This is a genomic window from Paenibacillus sp. CH40 (assembly GCF_024213605.1).
GTDB lineage: Bacteria > Bacillota > Bacilli > Paenibacillales > Paenibacillaceae > Paenibacillus > Paenibacillus polymyxa_B.
Map to the genome: position 1 here is coordinate 1,160,481 of NZ_JANAVQ010000001.1, position 17,312 is coordinate 1,177,792.

General features: G+C 46.0%; 14 protein-coding genes and 1 riboswitch. Of the genes, 10 read left to right on the forward strand and 4 right to left on the reverse strand.

All coding sequences use genetic code 11. From position 1 onward, the window contains the following. The first annotated feature begins 23 nt into the window (after positions 1-23). The 5 genes from NLX73_RS05110 to NLX73_RS05130 all read left to right on the forward strand — a co-directional run bounded on the left by NLX73_RS05110 (position 24) and on the right by NLX73_RS05130 (position 5,444). Entirely contained in the window at positions 24-1,178 is a 1,155-nt protein-coding gene (locus NLX73_RS05110) for an MFS transporter (RefSeq protein WP_254325510.1), read from the forward strand. A gap of 82 nt (positions 1,179-1,260) precedes the next feature. Then, positions 1,261-1,986, forward strand: a complete 726-nt coding sequence (locus NLX73_RS05115) for a phosphonate ABC transporter ATP-binding protein (RefSeq protein WP_254325511.1) — start codon at positions 1,261-1,263, stop codon at positions 1,984-1,986. Continuing rightward, positions 1,983-3,317: a hypothetical protein gene (locus NLX73_RS05120; RefSeq protein ID WP_367997080.1), complete on the forward strand. Its 1,335-nt coding sequence runs from the start codon at positions 1,983-1,985 to the stop codon at positions 3,315-3,317. Before NLX73_RS05115 ends, NLX73_RS05120 begins: the two co-directional genes overlap by 4 nt. A gap of 1 nt (position 3,318) precedes the next feature. Continuing rightward, positions 3,319-4,017 carry a response regulator transcription factor gene (locus tag NLX73_RS05125; RefSeq protein WP_023988960.1) on the forward strand — a complete coding sequence of 233 codons (699 nt, stop codon included), beginning with the start codon at positions 3,319-3,321 and terminating at the stop codon, positions 4,015-4,017. Beyond that, positions 4,014-5,444 (forward strand): sensor histidine kinase, encoded by a 1,431-nt coding sequence (locus tag NLX73_RS05130; protein WP_023988959.1) that lies wholly within the window; start codon positions 4,014-4,016, stop codon positions 5,442-5,444. The genes NLX73_RS05125 and NLX73_RS05130 overlap by 4 nt, the downstream gene beginning before the upstream one ends. 80 nt (positions 5,445-5,524) lie before the next feature. Here the strand turns inward: NLX73_RS05130 and NLX73_RS05135 are convergent, their stop codons facing one another. Beyond that, positions 5,525-6,751, reverse strand: a complete 1,227-nt coding sequence (locus NLX73_RS05135) for a glucose-1-phosphate adenylyltransferase (protein ID WP_254325512.1) — start codon at positions 6,749-6,751, stop codon at positions 5,525-5,527. A 236-nt stretch (positions 6,752-6,987) separates the two neighbouring features. Here NLX73_RS05135 and glgB point away from each other — a divergent pair, with 236 nt between their 5' ends. Both glgB and glgA read left to right on the forward strand, forming a co-directional pair. Next, positions 6,988-8,910, forward strand: coding sequence for a 1,4-alpha-glucan branching protein GlgB (gene glgB, locus NLX73_RS05140; RefSeq protein ID WP_254325513.1), 1,923 nt, complete (start codon positions 6,988-6,990; stop codon positions 8,908-8,910). 21 nt (positions 8,911-8,931) lie between these two features. Beyond that, complete coding sequence (glgA, locus tag NLX73_RS05145; protein ID WP_254325514.1) at positions 8,932-10,374, forward strand: glycogen synthase GlgA; 1,443 nt, start codon at positions 8,932-8,934, stop codon at positions 10,372-10,374. Between the two features lie 86 nt (positions 10,375-10,460). On the opposite strand, the gene NLX73_RS05150 is transcribed toward glgA, so the two are convergent. Together NLX73_RS05150 and NLX73_RS05155 are read right to left on the reverse strand one after the other, a co-directional pair. Next, on the reverse strand, positions 10,461-11,531 hold the full coding sequence (locus NLX73_RS05150) for a glycine-rich domain-containing protein (RefSeq protein ID WP_254325515.1): 1,071 nt from the start codon (positions 11,529-11,531) through the stop codon (positions 10,461-10,463). Positions 11,532-11,573: 42 nt separating this feature from the next. Beyond that, positions 11,574-12,752: a M20 family metallopeptidase gene (locus NLX73_RS05155; protein WP_254325516.1), complete on the reverse strand. Its 1,179-nt coding sequence runs from the start codon at positions 12,750-12,752 to the stop codon at positions 11,574-11,576. A 148-nt stretch (positions 12,753-12,900) separates the two neighbouring features. Here NLX73_RS05155 and NLX73_RS05160 point away from each other — a divergent pair, with 148 nt between their 5' ends. From NLX73_RS05160 to NLX73_RS05170, 3 genes are all read left to right on the forward strand, one after another. Then, positions 12,901-14,364, forward strand: coding sequence for an ABC transporter substrate-binding protein/permease (locus NLX73_RS05160; RefSeq protein WP_165176986.1), 1,464 nt, complete (start codon positions 12,901-12,903; stop codon positions 14,362-14,364). Next, positions 14,351-15,073 carry an amino acid ABC transporter ATP-binding protein gene (locus NLX73_RS05165; RefSeq protein WP_061828246.1) on the forward strand — a complete coding sequence of 241 codons (723 nt, stop codon included), beginning with the start codon at positions 14,351-14,353 and terminating at the stop codon, positions 15,071-15,073. Before NLX73_RS05160 ends, NLX73_RS05165 begins: the two co-directional genes overlap by 14 nt. A gap of 230 nt (positions 15,074-15,303) precedes the next feature. Then, positions 15,304-15,478, forward strand: a riboswitch (cyclic di-AMP (ydaO/yuaA leader). Positions 15,479-15,484: 6 nt separating this feature from the next. Next, positions 15,485-16,153, forward strand: coding sequence for a 3D domain-containing protein (locus tag NLX73_RS05170; protein ID WP_165176983.1), 669 nt, complete (start codon positions 15,485-15,487; stop codon positions 16,151-16,153). 198 nt (positions 16,154-16,351) lie between these two features. Here the strand turns inward: NLX73_RS05170 and NLX73_RS05175 are convergent, their stop codons facing one another. Beyond that, positions 16,352-17,158 carry a polysaccharide deacetylase family protein gene (locus tag NLX73_RS05175; RefSeq protein ID WP_254325517.1) on the reverse strand — a complete coding sequence of 269 codons (807 nt, stop codon included), beginning with the start codon at positions 17,156-17,158 and terminating at the stop codon, positions 16,352-16,354. Positions 17,159-17,312 lie beyond the last annotated feature (154 nt).

A 17,312-nucleotide genomic window follows, 5' to 3' on the forward strand; every position in this document is an offset into this window, starting at 1 on the left:
TTGTTCGATCAGGAGGAGCTAGGATGTCGTCGTTACGGGTTCATTATTTTATTTTAATTGCTGTTATTATTGTTGCCGGATTATGCCAAGGTTTATTATTACCTATTCTGTCTATCTCGTTGGAACAAATGGGAGTTTCATCTTCACTAAACGGAATGAATGCGGCTGCCCTGTATATTGGTTCATTCGCAATGACGTTGGTGGCAGAACGGACATTGGGGTGGTTAGGGTTCAAAAAGCTGATGGCCGGAGGGCTTGTGCTAGTGCTCGTTACGCTGCTGCTATTCCCGCTAATCCCTGATATTCGGGTATGGTTCATACTGCGTCTGCTAGTAGGTATTGGTGACAGTGCATTGCACTACTCTGCGCAGCTATGGATATTGCTGGTGACTCCAGCAGAGAAGCGAGGCCGCAACATTTCCTTTTATGGTATGTCATACGGTCTGGGTTTTGCATTAGGACCATTGGGAATATGGCTACTCGATTATGGAATGCTGGTTCCATTCGCTGCGTTGGCCTTATTATGTTTGCTTGTTTTGTTATTGGTGTTAATAAAGCTGCCGGACTCCAGACCGGAGAAGCTGGAGTCCGAGGCGCGTCCCACTCAAAGATTTCGTCGCAGCTACAGCTGGGCATGGTACGCTCTTTTACCTGCATTTCTATACGGCTATATGGAAGCGAGCCTGAACAGTAACTTTCCAGTCTATGGCCTGCGTATTGGCTTTCATACCGATGAAATCGCCGCCTTGCTGCCGTTCGTCAGTTTGGGAGGGTTAGTGCTGCAGCTACCGCTAGGGATATTGAGTGACCGTTGGGGACGTAAAAAGGTGCTAATGAGCGTAGGTATAGCAGGGGGAATGACCTTTATGTTGCTACCTTGGAGCGGCAATCATTTTATGTTCACTTTGATATTGCTGACTCTAGCAGGTGGTTTAGTAGGCTCCTTTTTCTCCCTCGGTTTGGCCTATGCCGCTGATCTACTGCCCAAATCATTTTTAGCAGCCGCGAATGTACTGGCATCCTTTCATTTTAATCTGGGAAGTGTGATCGGACCTAATATTAGCGGAGGGTTGCTGGACTTTGGAACTCAAGGCAGCATGTTTCTTGTCCTTGGAGGTAGTTACGTTGTTTTCGGATTGTTAGGTTTGTTTTCCAGAAAAAAAGTAACAGCGGTTTAAAACTGCGGTTTGCATGGTATTTGTTTCACATTTACTATAAAATATAAACAGTATTGATGGCGCGCAAAGGGGAATCACTTAGATGATTAAAATTCGGAAGCTGACCAAGCAAGTGGGGCCTGAACGGACCCAGCTACTTCGAGGAATTGATGCTGAAATTCATCAGGGCGAATTCATTGCCATAGTGGGGCCAAGTGGAAGCGGCAAAACAACGCTGCTTCGCTGTCTTGCTTTACAAGAGCCATGGGATGAAGGCAGTTTAATTGTAGGTGGCAATGATGTGCTGAAATCCGGGTGGACGGGCAAGAAGAAAATAAAGCGGGAATGGGCATACCTGGAGCAAAACCCGCATCTAAATATGAATCGAACCGCTCTTAAAAATGTGCTCATTGGCAGATCCGGTCAAACTCCAATGTGGAGAATGGTGACGGGGATGGTGCGTTCCGACGATTATATGGGAGCGATGGACGTACTGGAGGATCTGGGTCTGCTGGATAAGGCGCATGATAAATGTGACAAGCTCAGCGGTGGCGAGCGGCAGCGGGTAGCGACTGCGCGTGCTCTCGTGCACGGAGCTAAAGTTATTTTAGCTGATGAGCCTGTAAATGGACTTGATCCAGCTTCGGCAGCGCATGTATTGGAGACCTTTCGCAAGCTGTGTTCTGACGAGCGGGTGACGATCATGACTGTATTGCCGCTGGAAATGGCTGAACGCTTTGCTTCCCGTATATGGGGGTTGAATGATGGTGAATTGGTGTTTGATATTCAGGGAAGACGATTGACACAAGCAGAAAAGAACAAATTGTGAAGGGGACGGCAAGAGAAGTGAATATAATGCTGTTAAGAATGGTGGCTGGCTGCTGTTCCTTGCTGCTCCTTGCTGGATTTTTAAGCGGCTGTAATGTTATTAGCGATCCCATTTCGCTGATGGAGACACCGACGATGTCTGACGAGAAACAGCAGTTGAATGGTGCAGTGAATACGCAGCTAGGGGCGGTACAGCCTTTAAGGCCGAATGACCCAGATGACCCGACGCCAATTCGGACGGGTGATCTGAACAATGATGGCACAGACGAAGCAGTGCTCTTTTATGAAACACCAGATGAGAGCGTAAAAATACATGGTGCCTTGTTTGAAGATCAGGGCGGAACGTGGGTAAAGAAGCTGACGTTTGATGGGGAAGGCACTGTGCTGGAGTCATTTAAGCTCGTGGATTTAACGAATGATGGAACACTCGATATTGTAGCGGGTTTTTCCAGCGGAGATAGTGGCGATGGCGGCGATCAGAAGGGACTCATCGTGTATTCCTATACCGGAGGAACTCTGGAGAAAATATATGCTACAGGTTATACGGACTTCGTCGTAGATGATTTTAACCATAACAAGATGGACTTGAACGGGGATAATTTGAATGATTTGACGATTATCACGCTGCGACGTAATGAATTCTTTACTGTTAAAACGTTTCAATTCAGTGGGGGAACCTTTAAGGAAATCGGATCGTTGGATTTGGACAGTCAGGTCTTAAGTGTCTATAATGTCGTTGCTGGCAAGGTAGCCGAGGGTAGGCAGGGGATTATTATAGACACCAAAATTGCCCAGACCACTACCGTTTCCAATGTTATTGTGATGGATCACGGCAAGCTCAGGAAGCTTAATCTTATGGATGTCACCTTCAAGGATGCGACCATCGCCAGTGGTGATGTGGATGGTGACGGCATTCTGGAATTTGGTAATTTGGAGAAGCCTAAAGGTTGGAGTAACAAGCCGCTGGATGAGGTTCCCTATTTTGTGTCGTTCTATCAGTGGGACGGGGCGAAAGGGACGATTTTTAAGCAGCAGCAGTATCGTGATTCTAATGAACAGGTCTACTTCAGATTACCGAAAGAGCTGCATGGCAAGGTGACTATTGATCCGAAAGTTTCGAAGAAGGACAGCTATTTGCGCTTCATTTTGGATGATACAGACAAAACGATAGCGGAAATTAAATTTTTCTCGTTGTCACAATGGGAACGAAATAACGAAGGTTATAGCCAACTGTGGAGAACAAATGCGCAGGTCATTGGCATTAAGCGATCCAGTGAGCTGGAACCGCGTAAAACCATTAAAAACAAGTTGGGGGAAAGGCAGGTAGAGTAGAGTGAGTAAAGTTTTAATCATGGAAGACGAGGAATCCATTCGCAGCTTTATCGTCATTAACTTGAAGCGTAACGGTTTTGAGGTGTTGGAGGCGTCGGAAGGGCATGAGGCTCTGAATATTTTGAACACGGTGCGGGATATTGATATTGCACTGCTCGACGTAATGGTACCTGGTATGGATGGTTTTGAGGTCTGTCGGAGAATCCGGGAAACGAATGAGCGCATCGGCATTATTTTTCTCACAGCGAAGGTACAGGAGCAGGATAAGGTGTATGCCTTGTCTGTAGGGGCCGATGATCATGTGAGCAAGCCTTTTAGCCCGACGGAGCTGATTGCACGTATTCAATCGTTATTGCGTCGGGTGAATGTACATCGTGAAACAGCAGCCAAAGTATCCTTCCAATCCGGACCGTTCACGCTAGATTTGATTGCTAAGCAATTTAAGAAGAGCGGGCAGCTGATCGAGCTGACACCGACTGAGTTTTCCTTGATTCAATTTTTTCTCGAAAAAGAAAACACGCCGCTCAGCCGAGATGTTCTACTTGACCACGTATGGGGCAAGGAATATATGGGCGATCCGAAAATTGTGGATGTGAACATCCGACGTCTGCGGCAGAAAATTGAAAACAATCCTTCCGAGCCAGCTTTTTTACAAACAGTCTGGGGACATGGATATAAATGGAAAGGTCAGTCTCAATGATCAAAAAGGGGATTCGCCGACAGATTGTGCTTCACTATTTTTTCGTAGTGTTCTTGGCGCTTCTGTTAGTAGAAGTCATTTTTATGTTTGCACTCCGGTCGTACTATTACGACTCCATTTATAAACATATCGAAAGCCGTATCGAATCGGTAAGTGAATTTGCACCCAAATTCAAAGAGCCGGAACAGTCTTTGCAATCGTATTTGTTAAATACATTTTCTTTGCCCTTCACTGAACTGCAATTGCTCGATGAACAGGGAAATGTAATTGATAACTCGACGAATTTTGCAGCAGATCTAAGTGTGCAAACAAGTGATGTCACACAAGCATTAGCTGGAGATACAGGCAAATGGATCGGAAAGCAACCGAGTACGGGGCAGCAGGTGATGGCGGTATCTCAAAAACTGGACAATATCGTCGGAGACCAGGTGTATGTTATTCGGTATACGACTTCGCTGGAATTGGTAAATGATAAGCTGTTTACGATTACGCTGTTTTCTCTTGGCATCATGGCAGCTGTACTGGTTATTGTATTTGTAGTCAGCACAGGGCTCGCGAATTCCATTGTTAGACCGATTAATAATATCCGTGATGTATCTGCTCAGATGGCTCAGGGGAGGTTTGATGCACGCATTGAAGGCGATTATCGTTATGAGTTGGGTGAACTGGCTTCGACTCTGAACTATATGGCACAGGAAATTGTCAGAACAAATCAAATCAAGGATGATTTTATTTCATCCATATCTCATGAATTGCGTACTCCACTTACATCTATTAAGGGTTGGAGTGAAACGTTAAATTCTGGCGGATATGACCCGGAAGAGACGAAAATCGGGATGAAGATTATTTCCAAGGAGACCGATCGGCTGATTGGCTTGGTGGAGGAAATTCTCGATTTTTCCAAGCTGGAGCAAAATGCCATGAAGCTTGTGATGGGAACGGTGGATCTACGGGAGCTTTTACAGGAAATTATGCTGAACGTATGGGCCAAGGCAGAAATGAAGCAGATAAAACTTCAGCTGGATTCGGAGGAAACGGCATATCTCGTCCATGGAGACGGTAACCGTCTAAAACAGGTGTTTTTGAACATTGTGGATAATGCTATCAAGTTTTCGCATGAAAGTTCGATTATTTTTCTGTCTCTACAACGGATTGATGGCAATATCGAGATATCCGTACAAGATACAGGGATTGGAATTAGTGCTGAAAACCTTGCCAGAGTCAGAGACCGCTTTTTCCAGGTAGACCACCAAAACGGTGGTACTGGACTGGGATTGGCAATCTCGCAACAGTTTATCGAGCGCCATCATGGTCAGATGCTCATCAGAAGTGAACTGGGGGCTGGAACTACCATTACGGTTTCATTACCTGCTCTGCAAGCAGAGCAATCCGTGGAACCATCACAACTTACTGAAGGACAGATTTAAAGCCTACTTATAGGTGTAATTAGAAAAACAGCCAGTCCTCTCAAATCGGGAGGGCTGGCTGTTTTTAATTTGGAGTAACGTTATGAGGTAAAACCTTCGGCACGCAAGCGTGTATTGCGCTCGTAAGCTTCTTTCAGCATACGTGTAGTTTGCGGTCGTACTGCCGTTTTACCAAATACCGTTTCATTGGGTCCGATGACCATAATTTCGCCCGGGTTACCTTTAATGACAGCACCATCGCGAATCACAGCACCTTCACCGATAATCGCATGTTCAATATGGACGTTACGTCCAATGCGTGTGTCAGGCATAACGATACTTTCTTTAATGGCTGAACCTTTACCTACCTCGACACCACTAAATACAACGGAGCGTTCTATCCGGCCCTCTACTTGGCAGGAATCATGCAACAAGCTGCCCAATGGTTGTGTTTGACAGTTAGGTACCTTTTGTGCGCTCAACCTTGTGCGACGTTCACGTGTATACATCGGCCAGTCCTTGCGTTGAAGGTCGATCGCACAATCTTCGTGTAACAAATCCATGTGTGAATCCCATAGGCTTTTAACGGTACCTACGTCCTTCCAGTAGCCCTGGAATTCATAAACGTACAAGGATTCTTGGTCCGCCAACATTTTAGGTATGATATCTTTACCAAAATCATGGCTGGATTGAGCATCCTGTGCGTCTTCTAACAGGTAATTTCTTAAGTAATCCCATTTGAAAAGGTAAATCCCCATGGAGGCCAAATTACTTTCCGGTTTTTCCGGCTTCTCTGCAAATTCTGTGACACGCAGATCTTCATCGGCACTCATAACACCAAAACGGTGTGCTTCATCCCAAGGTACCTCCATGACAGAAATGGTAGCCGCAGCACCTTTTTCCTTATGGTAGTTCAGCATTTCACGATAATTCATATAGTAGATATGATCACCGGATAAAATAAGCACATGCTCCGGATTTTGGCTGTCAATATATTCGATATTCTTATGAATAGCATCTGCCGTTCCTAAGTATTCAGCGTTACCTGTGTTATAAGATGGAAGCAGGGTAATTCCCTTGTCATCTGTTTTTGTAAGACCCCATGGTGTTCCATCCCCGATATGTTCGTGCAAGGATTCTGCCTCATATTGCGTCAAGACACCTACAGTATCAATGTCTGAATTTACGCAGTTACTGAGAGGAAAATCGATGATCCGGTAATGACCGCCAAAAGGTACGGCGGGTTTTGCAATCGTTGAAGTAAGGGGAGCAAGACGGCGTCCCTCTCCGCCTGCCAGCAGCATGGCAATGCATTCTTTATTAAACATTTCGTTTCCCTCCCGGTTTAGTTGTCAGTGTAGTACATACATAAACGGTATGGGGTACTCTTGAAACCATAAGGTATATAAGATTCCCCCAAAACTAAGGTTTATTTTTTTCCTAGTCATTTTTCTGTTCAATGTGGCTAGAATGGGGTAATAACTCAAGTCAGCTTTGACCCAAAAGCGAATGCATTACCGATTCATACATTTTTACCTACAAAACATATAAGGGTGGTGACGTGATGACAGACCAAACTCTTCCGCAACAGGCTATTTCATCAGAAGATATTTATTTGTTTCATGAAGGAACGCTTTATCACAGCTACCGATCTTTGGGTTCCCACCTTACTGTGGAGAACGGAGAACAGGGCGTCCGCTTTACGGTCTGGGCTCCTCATGCTCTCCATGTCGGGCTTGCTACAGATCGCAACAACTGGAATGGGGAACAGGATTCCTTATATAGGGTTCCCAAATCCGGTTTTTGGAGTCGTTTTTTTCCGGGGATATCCCAAGGAATTTTTTACAAATACGACATTACGGGTGCAAATGGTGAACGATTTCTGAAAGCAGACCCTTACGCGGTACGTGCTGAAGTGAGACCGGCAACGGCTTCTGTGGTAGCTTCTATAGATGGTTATGCTTGGAACGATGCGATTTGGCGCCGAAAACGTAGAGCACCTTATGGAAAGCCTCTGCACATATACGAGCTTCATCTGGGCACTTGGAAGCAAAAAGAAGATGGTACGTTTTATACATACAGGGAAATAGCTGAGCTTCTTGTGCCTTATGTGACCGATATGGGGTATACACATATTGAGCTGATGCCGCTGAGTGAACATCCGTATGATCTTTCCTGGGGCTACCAGCTTACCGGATATTTTGCACTCACAAGCCGGTATGGAGAACCGCATGATTTTATGTATTTGGTGGATCGTTGCCATCAGGCGGGAATCGGAGTGCTGATGGATTGGGTGCCAGCCCATTTTGCCAAGGATGCTCATGGACTAAGGCTGTTTGACGGATCGCCCCTGTTCGAATACGCGGATCCGCTGATTGCGGAAAAGCCCGGCTGGGGAACGCTGACGTTTGATTACAGCAAGCCGGAGGTGCGTTCTTTCCTGATATCTAATGCGCTATTCTGGATGGATGTGTACCATATTGACGGCCTGCGCGTAGATGCTGTGACAAGTATGCTACGGCTGGATTTTGAAAAGCAGGACGGTCAATATCGTTTTAACTCTAAAGGAGGCATTGAAAATGAGGAGGCTATTGCCTTCCTTCAACAACTGAATGAAACAGTATTCCGCTATTATCCGTATGCTCTGATGATGGCAGAGGAGTCCAGTGCCTGGCCGATGGTGACTTCCCCGGTAAGCGATGGAGGACTCGGTTTTAATTACAAGTGGAATATGGGCTGGATGAACGATACGCTTGATTATATCGAAACGGATTTCGATCAAAGGCCAGAGCGCCATAATTTGCTGACATTCCCCATAGCTTATGCGTACAGCGAGAATTTTACACTGCCGTTGTCGCACGATGAGGTTGTTCATGGTAAGAAGTCGCTGCTTGATAAAATGCCAGGTAGCTATGAGCAAAAATTTGCCGGGCTTCGAGCGCTTCTCGGTTACCAAATCACCTCACCGGGCAAAAAGCTCTTATTTATGGGAGGGGAATTCGGCCAATTTATCGAATGGAAGGATGAAGAGCAGCTTGACTGGTTTCTGCTGGATTATGACAGTCACCGTTCGCTGCACGCTTATACGAAAGCGCTGAATCATTTGTATATTCAGGAAAAGGCGTTATGGGAACTGGATCATTCGTGGGATGGATATCAGTGGATTGAAGCGGAGGACCGTGGGCAGAGCGTAATTACGTATTTACGTAAAAGTAAAAAGCCGGGAGATACACTGGTCGTGCTAATTAACTTTCAGCCCGTGCCCAGAGAGAACTATCGAATTGGGCTGGAAAAGGCCGGGAGTTATATCGAACTGCTGAACAGTGATCATAAGGACTTTGGGGGAAGTGGCCAGCTAAATACTGGAGTGATACGGACCGCTTCCATTCCTTGCCACGGACAGCTTCACAGCTTGGAGGTGACCATACCACCCCTAAGCATCGTTATACTCAAGAAAGCGCCTCGGAGGTCTAAAAAAGCAGATTAAACACATAAGGAGGAAGCACATATGAACATTTTGTTTGCGGCAGCAGAAGCACATCCATTTATTAAAACAGGCGGGTTGGCTGATGTTATTGGCGCACTGCCGAAGGCACTTCGTCAGGCGGGTTGCGACGTCCGAATCATTTTACCTAAATATGCGGGGATTCCCGATACTTATAAAAAGTCTCTGCGTCCGGTAGCGGTGAAGCAAGTAGCCGTAGGCTGGCGTAATCAATATTGCGGAATAGAGGAACTGACATTAGACGGAATCAAGGTTTATTTTATAGACAATGAGTATTACTTCGGTCGTGACGGTATTTACGGTTATATGGATGATGGCGAACGTTTTTCCTTTTTTAACCGGGCGATTTTAGAAATGCTGCCTGAACTGAACTTTCGGCCGGATATTTTGCATTGTCATGATTGGCATACGGCAATGGTTCCGCTGCTTCTGAATGCCGATTATCGACATTTGCCCTTCTACAGCGATATTCGCACAGTGTTTACGATACATAATCTGCTGTATCAAGGGGATTTTCCGTATGAGGTCTTAACTGAGCTGCTCAACCTGGATGGAAGCTATTTCACCCCCGAGGGTGTGGAGTATCATGGCAGATTGAATTTTATGAAAGGTGGGCTTACGTACTCGGATCATGTCACGACCGTGAGTCCAACCTATGCAGAGGAGATTCAAACAGAATTTTACGGATACGGGCTGGAGGGTCTGCTTCGTAAATTGGGAGATCAGGGTCGCTTAACAGGGATTGTGAACGGAATTGACACCAAAAGCTACAATCCTGCCACGGACAATCGTATTTATTCGAAGTACCGCACGAGTCTGACAAAGAAAAAGGAAAACAAAATTGGCCTGCAAAAGGAGTTGGGTCTGCCGGTGCGGCCAGACGTACCTATGATTGCCATGGTAACCCGGCTTGTAGATATGAAGGGGCTAGATCTGGTAACGAGAGTGCTTGACGAAATCCTGTATTATGATGATATCCAGTTTGTCGTGCTGGGAACAGGGGATCCGGCTTTTGAGCATTGGTTTCGTGAGGCAGCGGGACGCTATCCACTGAAAATGTCGGCGCAGCTCGCTTTTAGCGAACCTCTGTCACGAAAAATATATGCGGCAAGTGATATGTATCTTATGCCCTCAAGGTTTGAGCCTTGCGGGATCAGCCAACTGCTGGCGCTTCGTTATGGAAGTATCCCTATTGTGCGAGAAACAGGGGGTCTTAACGATACTGTGCAGGCTTACAATGAGTCCACAGGGGAAGGAAACGGATTTAGTTTCACGAACTACAATGCACATGATATGCTGAACACTATTCGTCGTGCTGTTCATTTTTATCGCCAATCTGAGCATTGGTCGAAGCTTACACAGACGGCTTTTGCAGGAGAATATAGTTGGGATGTTTCAGCTAAAGCGTATATGGATATTTACCATTTGCTAACAAAGACGGACTGAACAGAGTAGGAACACCATAGTCATGTTAATGAAAAAGGGAATCCCTTTAGCCAGTGTTTGGCTGAGGAATTCCCTTTTTGCTATGATCAGTCGCCCCCGCCACCACAGCTGCTTCCACATGAAGAGCCGCTGCTACACGAAGAATGACTACCAGAATCGCCTGAATCATGGTGAGAAGAGCCTCCATGATGAGAACTGTCATGGGAGGAATGATGGTGCGAGTGATGTGTATCCCAGTTCGAGCAACCGCTTGCCGAGCTACAGCCGGATGAGCTAGCTAATACGGCATTACCTGTAGCATCCGGGTGCATGTGTACGGCAAATTGTTCAGGTTGATACCATGAATACCACACAACAGCTAATAATAAATAGTCGACCTGTAAATAGTTGACCTTAGGCAATTGCTTACCCTCAGGATCATCCACCGCTTTATTCACCCGCTCGCGCAGATGTTGTACAATCTTATGAACCGCTTGTTGGGTCTGATGTGAAATGGCTGTATTCTCCTGCGTATTCCAGCGGTCACCTGCTGGCTGCGCCGAAGTTGCGAGTTTATAATAGCGCGAAAGCTCGTCGTTCGGTAATGGATGATTAAAAAAAGTACCCCACAAACTAGCGCTATAGCGGTTCCAGCCAAAGCATTCCACATACAACCAGTCAAACCACGCCCGCTCCTCAGGCATCGGCTTAGAGCCGCCGGAATGGGGCGCATGGTGAAGCATACGACCAAAAAAAGCTTCCGAGAATTGCTGATATTCGCGGGTAAACATCAACATTTCGTGCCATAATTCATCCACATCACTACTGAACATAGGCACTCTATTCATAATCGCGCATAGCATAAAATATCGTTTTAGCTCATGCCAGCGCCAATCATATTCTTGCTTCGTCAGCTCTGGGTGGGCTTCCATTACACGACTCCTTACGCTATGAGCATAGGAGGCGGGAATGGATTGCTCCAGTAGCTGCATCAGCTCTGTAATCTCTGGATGACGCTCCTGTGTAAGGGACGAAGGAGAAGGGGAACTGAGGAAAAAAGCATTCCGGCGCCGTGTCTTTCTGTTTCCCCGGTTCCTGCGTATTGCACGGAATATAAACCAAAAAATGATGAGGTCCACCACAATAAACAACGTCCAAAAACTGCTCATACTATCCATGATGGCTGACTACTCCTTTCTGAAAGAACACGGAATTAATATTTAACTTTCGTTATTCAGCAGAGAGAATTCTTTTTTTATTTGGGCTAGCAGTTCAGGATTCGTGATTACATCGCAAGCAGTCCATGCCAAGGTTCTCGCAGCCAGCAGCATTCCCTCCATGGCCCGGTCCTGCATCGCCAAATCGCGGAATTCTGGTGTATGCAAGGCATGCTTCTCGTCAATAACTTGAATGTACGGATGGATAGCAGGGCAATGAAGCGATACATTTCCGATATCCATGGAGCCGTGATCTTCACCTTCCGTTATATCTTCTTGCGAAATGCCAGCCTGCACCAAATTTGCGGTAAAGGCATCGGAAAGTACGCGGTTTGTGACCATTTCATTATAAGAAGTCTCATAATTGGAGGTCTTCAAACGACACCCGGCCTGTAAAGCAGCTCCTTCAGCAATTTGAATAACACGGCTAGTCAGCGGGTTCAGTTCTTGACGAGTAGCGGCTCTCACATAAAATTGGGCTGAGGCGTAATCAGGAATAATATTGGCTGCTTGCCCACCCTGGTTAATGATCCCATGGATACGCACTGTACTTTTTACTTGTTGACGGAACGCATTGATGCCATTGAACGTTTGAATCACAGCGTCCAGCGCGTTAATGCCTTCGTGCGGGCTGGCAGCCGCGTGAGCAGATTGACCAAAAAATTCGAATTGTACAGCATCAATCGCCAGTGATTTGCCTGATTTTTCGTAATGGTCATAAGGATGCGTCATAAGTGCTATGTCGCAATCATCAAACAACCCGGCAGCGGCCATCGGGACCTTTGCACCGCGTGTTTCTTCGGCAGGTGTGCCATATACCCGTACTTCTCCACCAGTTTCGTCGATGATCGACTTGAGGCCGACGGCAGCACCTGTACTCATCATACATATCAAATGGTGCCCACAGGCGTGTCCTAGACCTTTCAGAGCGTCATATTCTGCCAGAAAAGCGACAACCGGTCCGGGTTTTGCAGATTTGTAAGTTGCAATAAAGGCTGTTTCTATGCCCAATACGGGTGCCTGGACCTCAAAACCGTGAAAAACCAGTTCTTCTTTTAAACGGGCAGCGGCCAGAAATTCCTCGTTTCCAAGTTCAGGATTTGCGCCAATATATAACGAAATGTCCTTAAACCGTGGGGCATGCTGCTCAATTGTCTTTTGAATGGTCTGCTTAAAATCCATGCTGAAAACTCCTTTATATAAACTGTAATGTAGGTACTGCGTTAGGTATGCTGAAATTGTACTATAACATTCATTGCATAATCATGCATATTCATTTATAATGACACAATCTTATTTATTATAAAGAATTTAAGGAGAGAAAAAAAGATTGAAAAAGGCATATCGTTTTACCGCCCTGGTTTTGTCGGCGGTTATCTTGCTGTTGACTGGTCTTCCCATGCTCACTGCATACGGAACGGAAGCAAAGCCACAGAAAAAACTTGTAGTGGGCATGAGTGCCGACTTTCCGCCGTATGAGTTTCATAAAGTCATTAACGGTAAGGATACCATTGTTGGGTTCGATGTGGATATCGCCAAGGAAATCGCCAAAGATTTGGATGCGGAGATGGTCCCTGAGGACATGAGTTTTGACTCTTTGCTGCCTGCTTTGCAAAGTGGTCGTGTAGACTTGGTACTGTCCGGTATGACACCGACGGATGAGCGGAGAAAGAGCATTGATTTTTCAGATGTATATTATCGCTCCAAGCAAGTCATTATGGTACGCCCAGAGGATAAAGACAAATATCCTACGATGGATACTTTGAAAGGCGAGAAGATTGGGGCACAAAAAGGGAGTATTCAGGAAGAAATTGCTCAAAAAGTACCCAATGCCACTGTAACCTCACTGGACAAAATATCTGATCTGGTACTCCAGCTGCGGACCCAGCGTATCAACGCTGTTGTGATCGAAGATACGGTTGCTAAAGGATACACGTTAGATGGTACCGTAACACTTGCCAAGGCCGTGCCTGAGGATGCCGGAGCAGAAACAGCTGTAGGTATACGCAAGGGGAACGCAGAATTGCTTGCCTCTGTAAATAAAACGTTGGCTCGCCTGAAAGCGGACGGGTCGATTGAGAAGTTTTCCACAGAAGCGAGCGCGCTCTCTGCAGATCGACAGGTTTCTTCTAATAACATCGTAGATATTTTTTGGAAATACCGCAGTTTTTACGCTACGGGTATCGGCTACACTCTGTTGCTGTCTGCACTCGGAGTACTGTTTGGATTTATCATTGGTCTGATCGTATCCTTGCTGCGGATGAGTGGTATACGCATCATTGAGTGGTTAGGTACCACTTATGTGGAGATCCTGCGTGGCACACCTATGCTGGTACAACTTATGATCATTCACTACGGAGTTGCTTTGACGCTGGGTGTCAATTTTACCCCACTCCAGTCTGGTATAATCACATTGTCTCTGAATAGTTCAGCATATCTGGCTGAAATTTTCCGGGCAGGTATCCAGGCAGTAGACCGTGGACAGATGGAGGCTGCCCGTTCGTTGGGTATGGGACGCGGTAAAGCTATGCGTCATGTCATTTTGCCGCAAGCGTTTAAATCTATTTTGCCTGCTATCGGTAATGAGTTTATTACGATCATTAAAGAATCATCCATTATTTCGACCATTGGGATGGTGGATATTATGTATCAGGCCCAGGTCATTAAGAACATCACCTACGAAGGATTAAGTCCGTTCGTAATCGCAGCCGCTATTTATTTTGTAATGACATTCAGCTTGTCTAAGCTGCTGGGTTTATGGGAAAGGAAGTTGAGAGCCAGTGATCACCGTTAAACAACTGCGTAAATCGTTCGGTAAGAATGAAATTTTAAAAGGCATTGATATAGATATCGCCAAAGGTGAAGTCGTCGTCATCATCGGCCCCAGTGGTTCGGGGAAGAGTACGTTTTTGCGTTGTATGAATCTGTTGGAACAGCCTACAGACGGAGAGATTTTGTTTGAGGGCGAGCCAATTACAGCTCGTGGCCATAATATTAATGTAACCCGGGAGAAGATGGGGATGGTGTTCCAGCATTTTAATCTGTTCCCGCATAAAACAGTGTTGCAGAACCTGACACTTGCCCCAACACAGGTTAGAAGACAGTCAGGGAAGGAAGCGGAAAAAATTTCGCTAGAACTCTTGCGTACCGTAGGGCTTGAGGATAAGAAGAATACCTATCCGAACCAGCTATCTGGCGGTCAGAAGCAACGTATTGCGATTGCGCGTGCTTTGGCCATGCAGCCGCACGTAATGCTGTTCGATGAGCCGACTTCTGCATTGGACCCTGAAATGGTTGGAGAGGTTCTGGATGTAATGAAGAAGCTCGCCGAAGGCGGCATGACAATGGTAATCGTGACGCATGAAATGGGCTTTGCCCGCGAGGTAGGCGATCGAATCATCTTTATGGATAACGGTCAAATTGTGGAGCAAGGTACACCAGAGCAGGTATTTGGTACTCCAAGCCATGATCGCACCCGTGATTTTCTTGCCAAAGTATTGTAAGGAAGTGCTGATATAATCTATAAAAAAAGCCCTCCGTTTGACGGAGGGCTTTTTTTCTTTTTGTCACCATTTCCCCATACTTTCGTAACAAATATCGATTTCTTGATGACAAAATTGTAACGAGTATAGTATGATGTTCAAGGTTCCCAACATTTTCATGCGGATAAGGTTACAAAATTGTGATATTATGCAGTAAGCCAAAACTTACCGGGACAGCATGCGGTTATGACAAACGCTGAATGCTGGGTCCAAACTATGGGAAGTGCGGGGGACGTAACAACGGCAGTCATTCCGATACGTCATAAAGACGATGTGGAATATGCCTAGGGGTGAATTGCACAAGCATAGGGCTTCTCCTGAGTCCGAATCCGACAGCTAACTTCGCAGGCATAACAGAGGAGGTACATATCTTTGAAACATCTAAAACATATTGGTAAAACGATGAAATTTGCGGTGCTTGCCGCAGCTATTGCAGGGTTGGCACAGACAGCTGGAGTAGCGGATGCTGCTTCGCTTCACACTGCCAAAGAGGGCGATACCTTCTTTTTGCTTGCTCAACGTTATGGAGTATCGGTAGACGAGCTAACGAAGGCGAACCCAAACATTGCTTCCAACAATATATATGCAGGTCTGCAAATTAAGGTGCCTGGCGAAAAAAGTGTGAAGGCAGCTTCGGATTCGAAGCCGCAGCTTCTTACGGAGAAAGCACCAGCGAATGAGGGGCCAACGATTGAAGCGTGGGGCAAAACATTCAACTATAGCAAAATAGTTGACGTTAAGGCTTCAGCGTATTCTGCCGCAGCCGACGAGAATGGTAAATGGGGAGCAGTGGACTACTACGGCAATCCGCTTAAACTAGGTACGATTGCGGTAGACCCGAACGTCATTCCGATGGGCACGAAAGTGCTGGTTACAGGCTATTCCCACCCAGGTTTGCCGGATCATTCTTTTGTAGCTGTCGCTCGCGATCAGGGTAGCGCCATTACAGGAAAGCGGATTGATATCTTTATTCCTGGCAACAAATCATTTGTGAACGACTTTGGATTTCAAAATGTGAAGCTGTACGTTATTGATAAATAGCATTGTACGTATATACGGTTTAATTAAACATAATATATATTATGTAAACTTAATGTCTGTATCCTACCGCATATAACTAGGTCGGACTCTTATCAGGTCTTATCCATAAAAAAGGCTGTCTTGACGAGCAGAAAACTTCTGCTGGTAAGACAGCCTTTTTACGTTGCTTTAGCTTGCAGCTCAATCATAAACATATGGTTATTTCCGTTCCGATGTGTGGAGTAGCCGGGGGACTGTCACAAATTTGTATCCCTTAGCTTTTAGAGAGTGAATTAGGCCCGGCAGAGCTTGGACAGTGCCTTGCAAGTTGGAACTTTGACCTCCACCTGCGTGCATTAAAATAATAGAGCCAGGCCCGGTAGCTGGGATCACATTGCGCTGAATTTGTGTTTTACTTAATCCCTTCCAATCGAGAGAGTCTACATTCCAATTGACAATCATATAGCCATGACGACGTGCCCATTGGATTTGAGGCTCCGTGATTTCACCGTAGGGTGGACGAATCAACTTGGGGCGAAAACCTGCGCTTGCTTGTAAAATACGTTCTGTTTTTGTAATCTGGTTGCGAAAGCGTTCTGGTGTGGCCTTCCTAAAATCTGGATGAGTATAGGAATGGTTTCCTATAGCATGGCCTTCACGGATAATACGGCGTATGATCCCCGGATGCTTTTCCGCACGGTGACCGACGATGAAAAAGGTGGCTTTGATGCCATTGGCGTGTAATACGTCCAAAACTTGTGGCGTATACCTAGAATCGGGCACATCATCAAAGGTTAGGGCAATTTGGCGGGTGTGTGGGCCGCACATTTTAAAAATGTCTGCATGTTTTTTACGCAGCATTGCTAATGTAGGAGTTGCTCGATCTGTGCTCTGAAGTACAGAAGAAGCAACAGCTGCTTCCTTGGGATGGGGCGTTCCGGTGTTGGGAGGCGCATCCGCGTGAACGGGTAAACTTGAGAATGCTAGTAACAGTGCCAAGCATGGCAACACTCCCCTGTACGGCATATGTATCCCCCCCTTTCCGTGCAGTGGTACCAAGTGGTGCTCTCGACTATTATGTACCTGTCTTATTAAAAATATGCTGGTAACCAATGTTCGGCTCATAAACGACTGAAAAAGAAGTCCACGATGAAACGATTATCAATGAAGATGATGGAGC

Bases quoted from the DNA above. Each gene is read 5' to 3' on its own strand.
- NLX73_RS05110 (WP_254325510.1), top strand. From the start codon at position 24: ATGTCGTCGTTACGGGTTCATTATTTTATTTTAATTGCTGTTATTATT.
- NLX73_RS05115 (WP_254325511.1), top strand. From the start codon at position 1,261: ATGATTAAAATTCGGAAGCTGACCAAGCAAGTGGGGCCTGAACGGACC.
- NLX73_RS05130 (WP_023988959.1), top strand. From the start codon at position 4,014: ATGATCAAAAAGGGGATTCGCCGACAGATTGTGCTTCACTATTTTTTC.
- NLX73_RS05135 (WP_254325512.1), bottom strand. From the start codon at position 6,751: ATGTTTAATAAAGAATGCATTGCCATGCTGCTGGCAGGCGGAGAGGGA.
- glgB (WP_254325513.1), top strand. From the start codon at position 6,988: ATGACAGACCAAACTCTTCCGCAACAGGCTATTTCATCAGAAGATATT.
- glgA (WP_254325514.1), top strand. From the start codon at position 8,932: ATGAACATTTTGTTTGCGGCAGCAGAAGCACATCCATTTATTAAAACA.
- NLX73_RS05150 (WP_254325515.1), bottom strand. From the start codon at position 11,531: ATGGATAGTATGAGCAGTTTTTGGACGTTGTTTATTGTGGTGGACCTC.
- NLX73_RS05155 (WP_254325516.1), bottom strand. From the start codon at position 12,752: ATGGATTTTAAGCAGACCATTCAAAAGACAATTGAGCAGCATGCCCCA.
- NLX73_RS05175 (WP_254325517.1), bottom strand. From the start codon at position 17,158: ATGCCGTACAGGGGAGTGTTGCCATGCTTGGCACTGTTACTAGCATTC.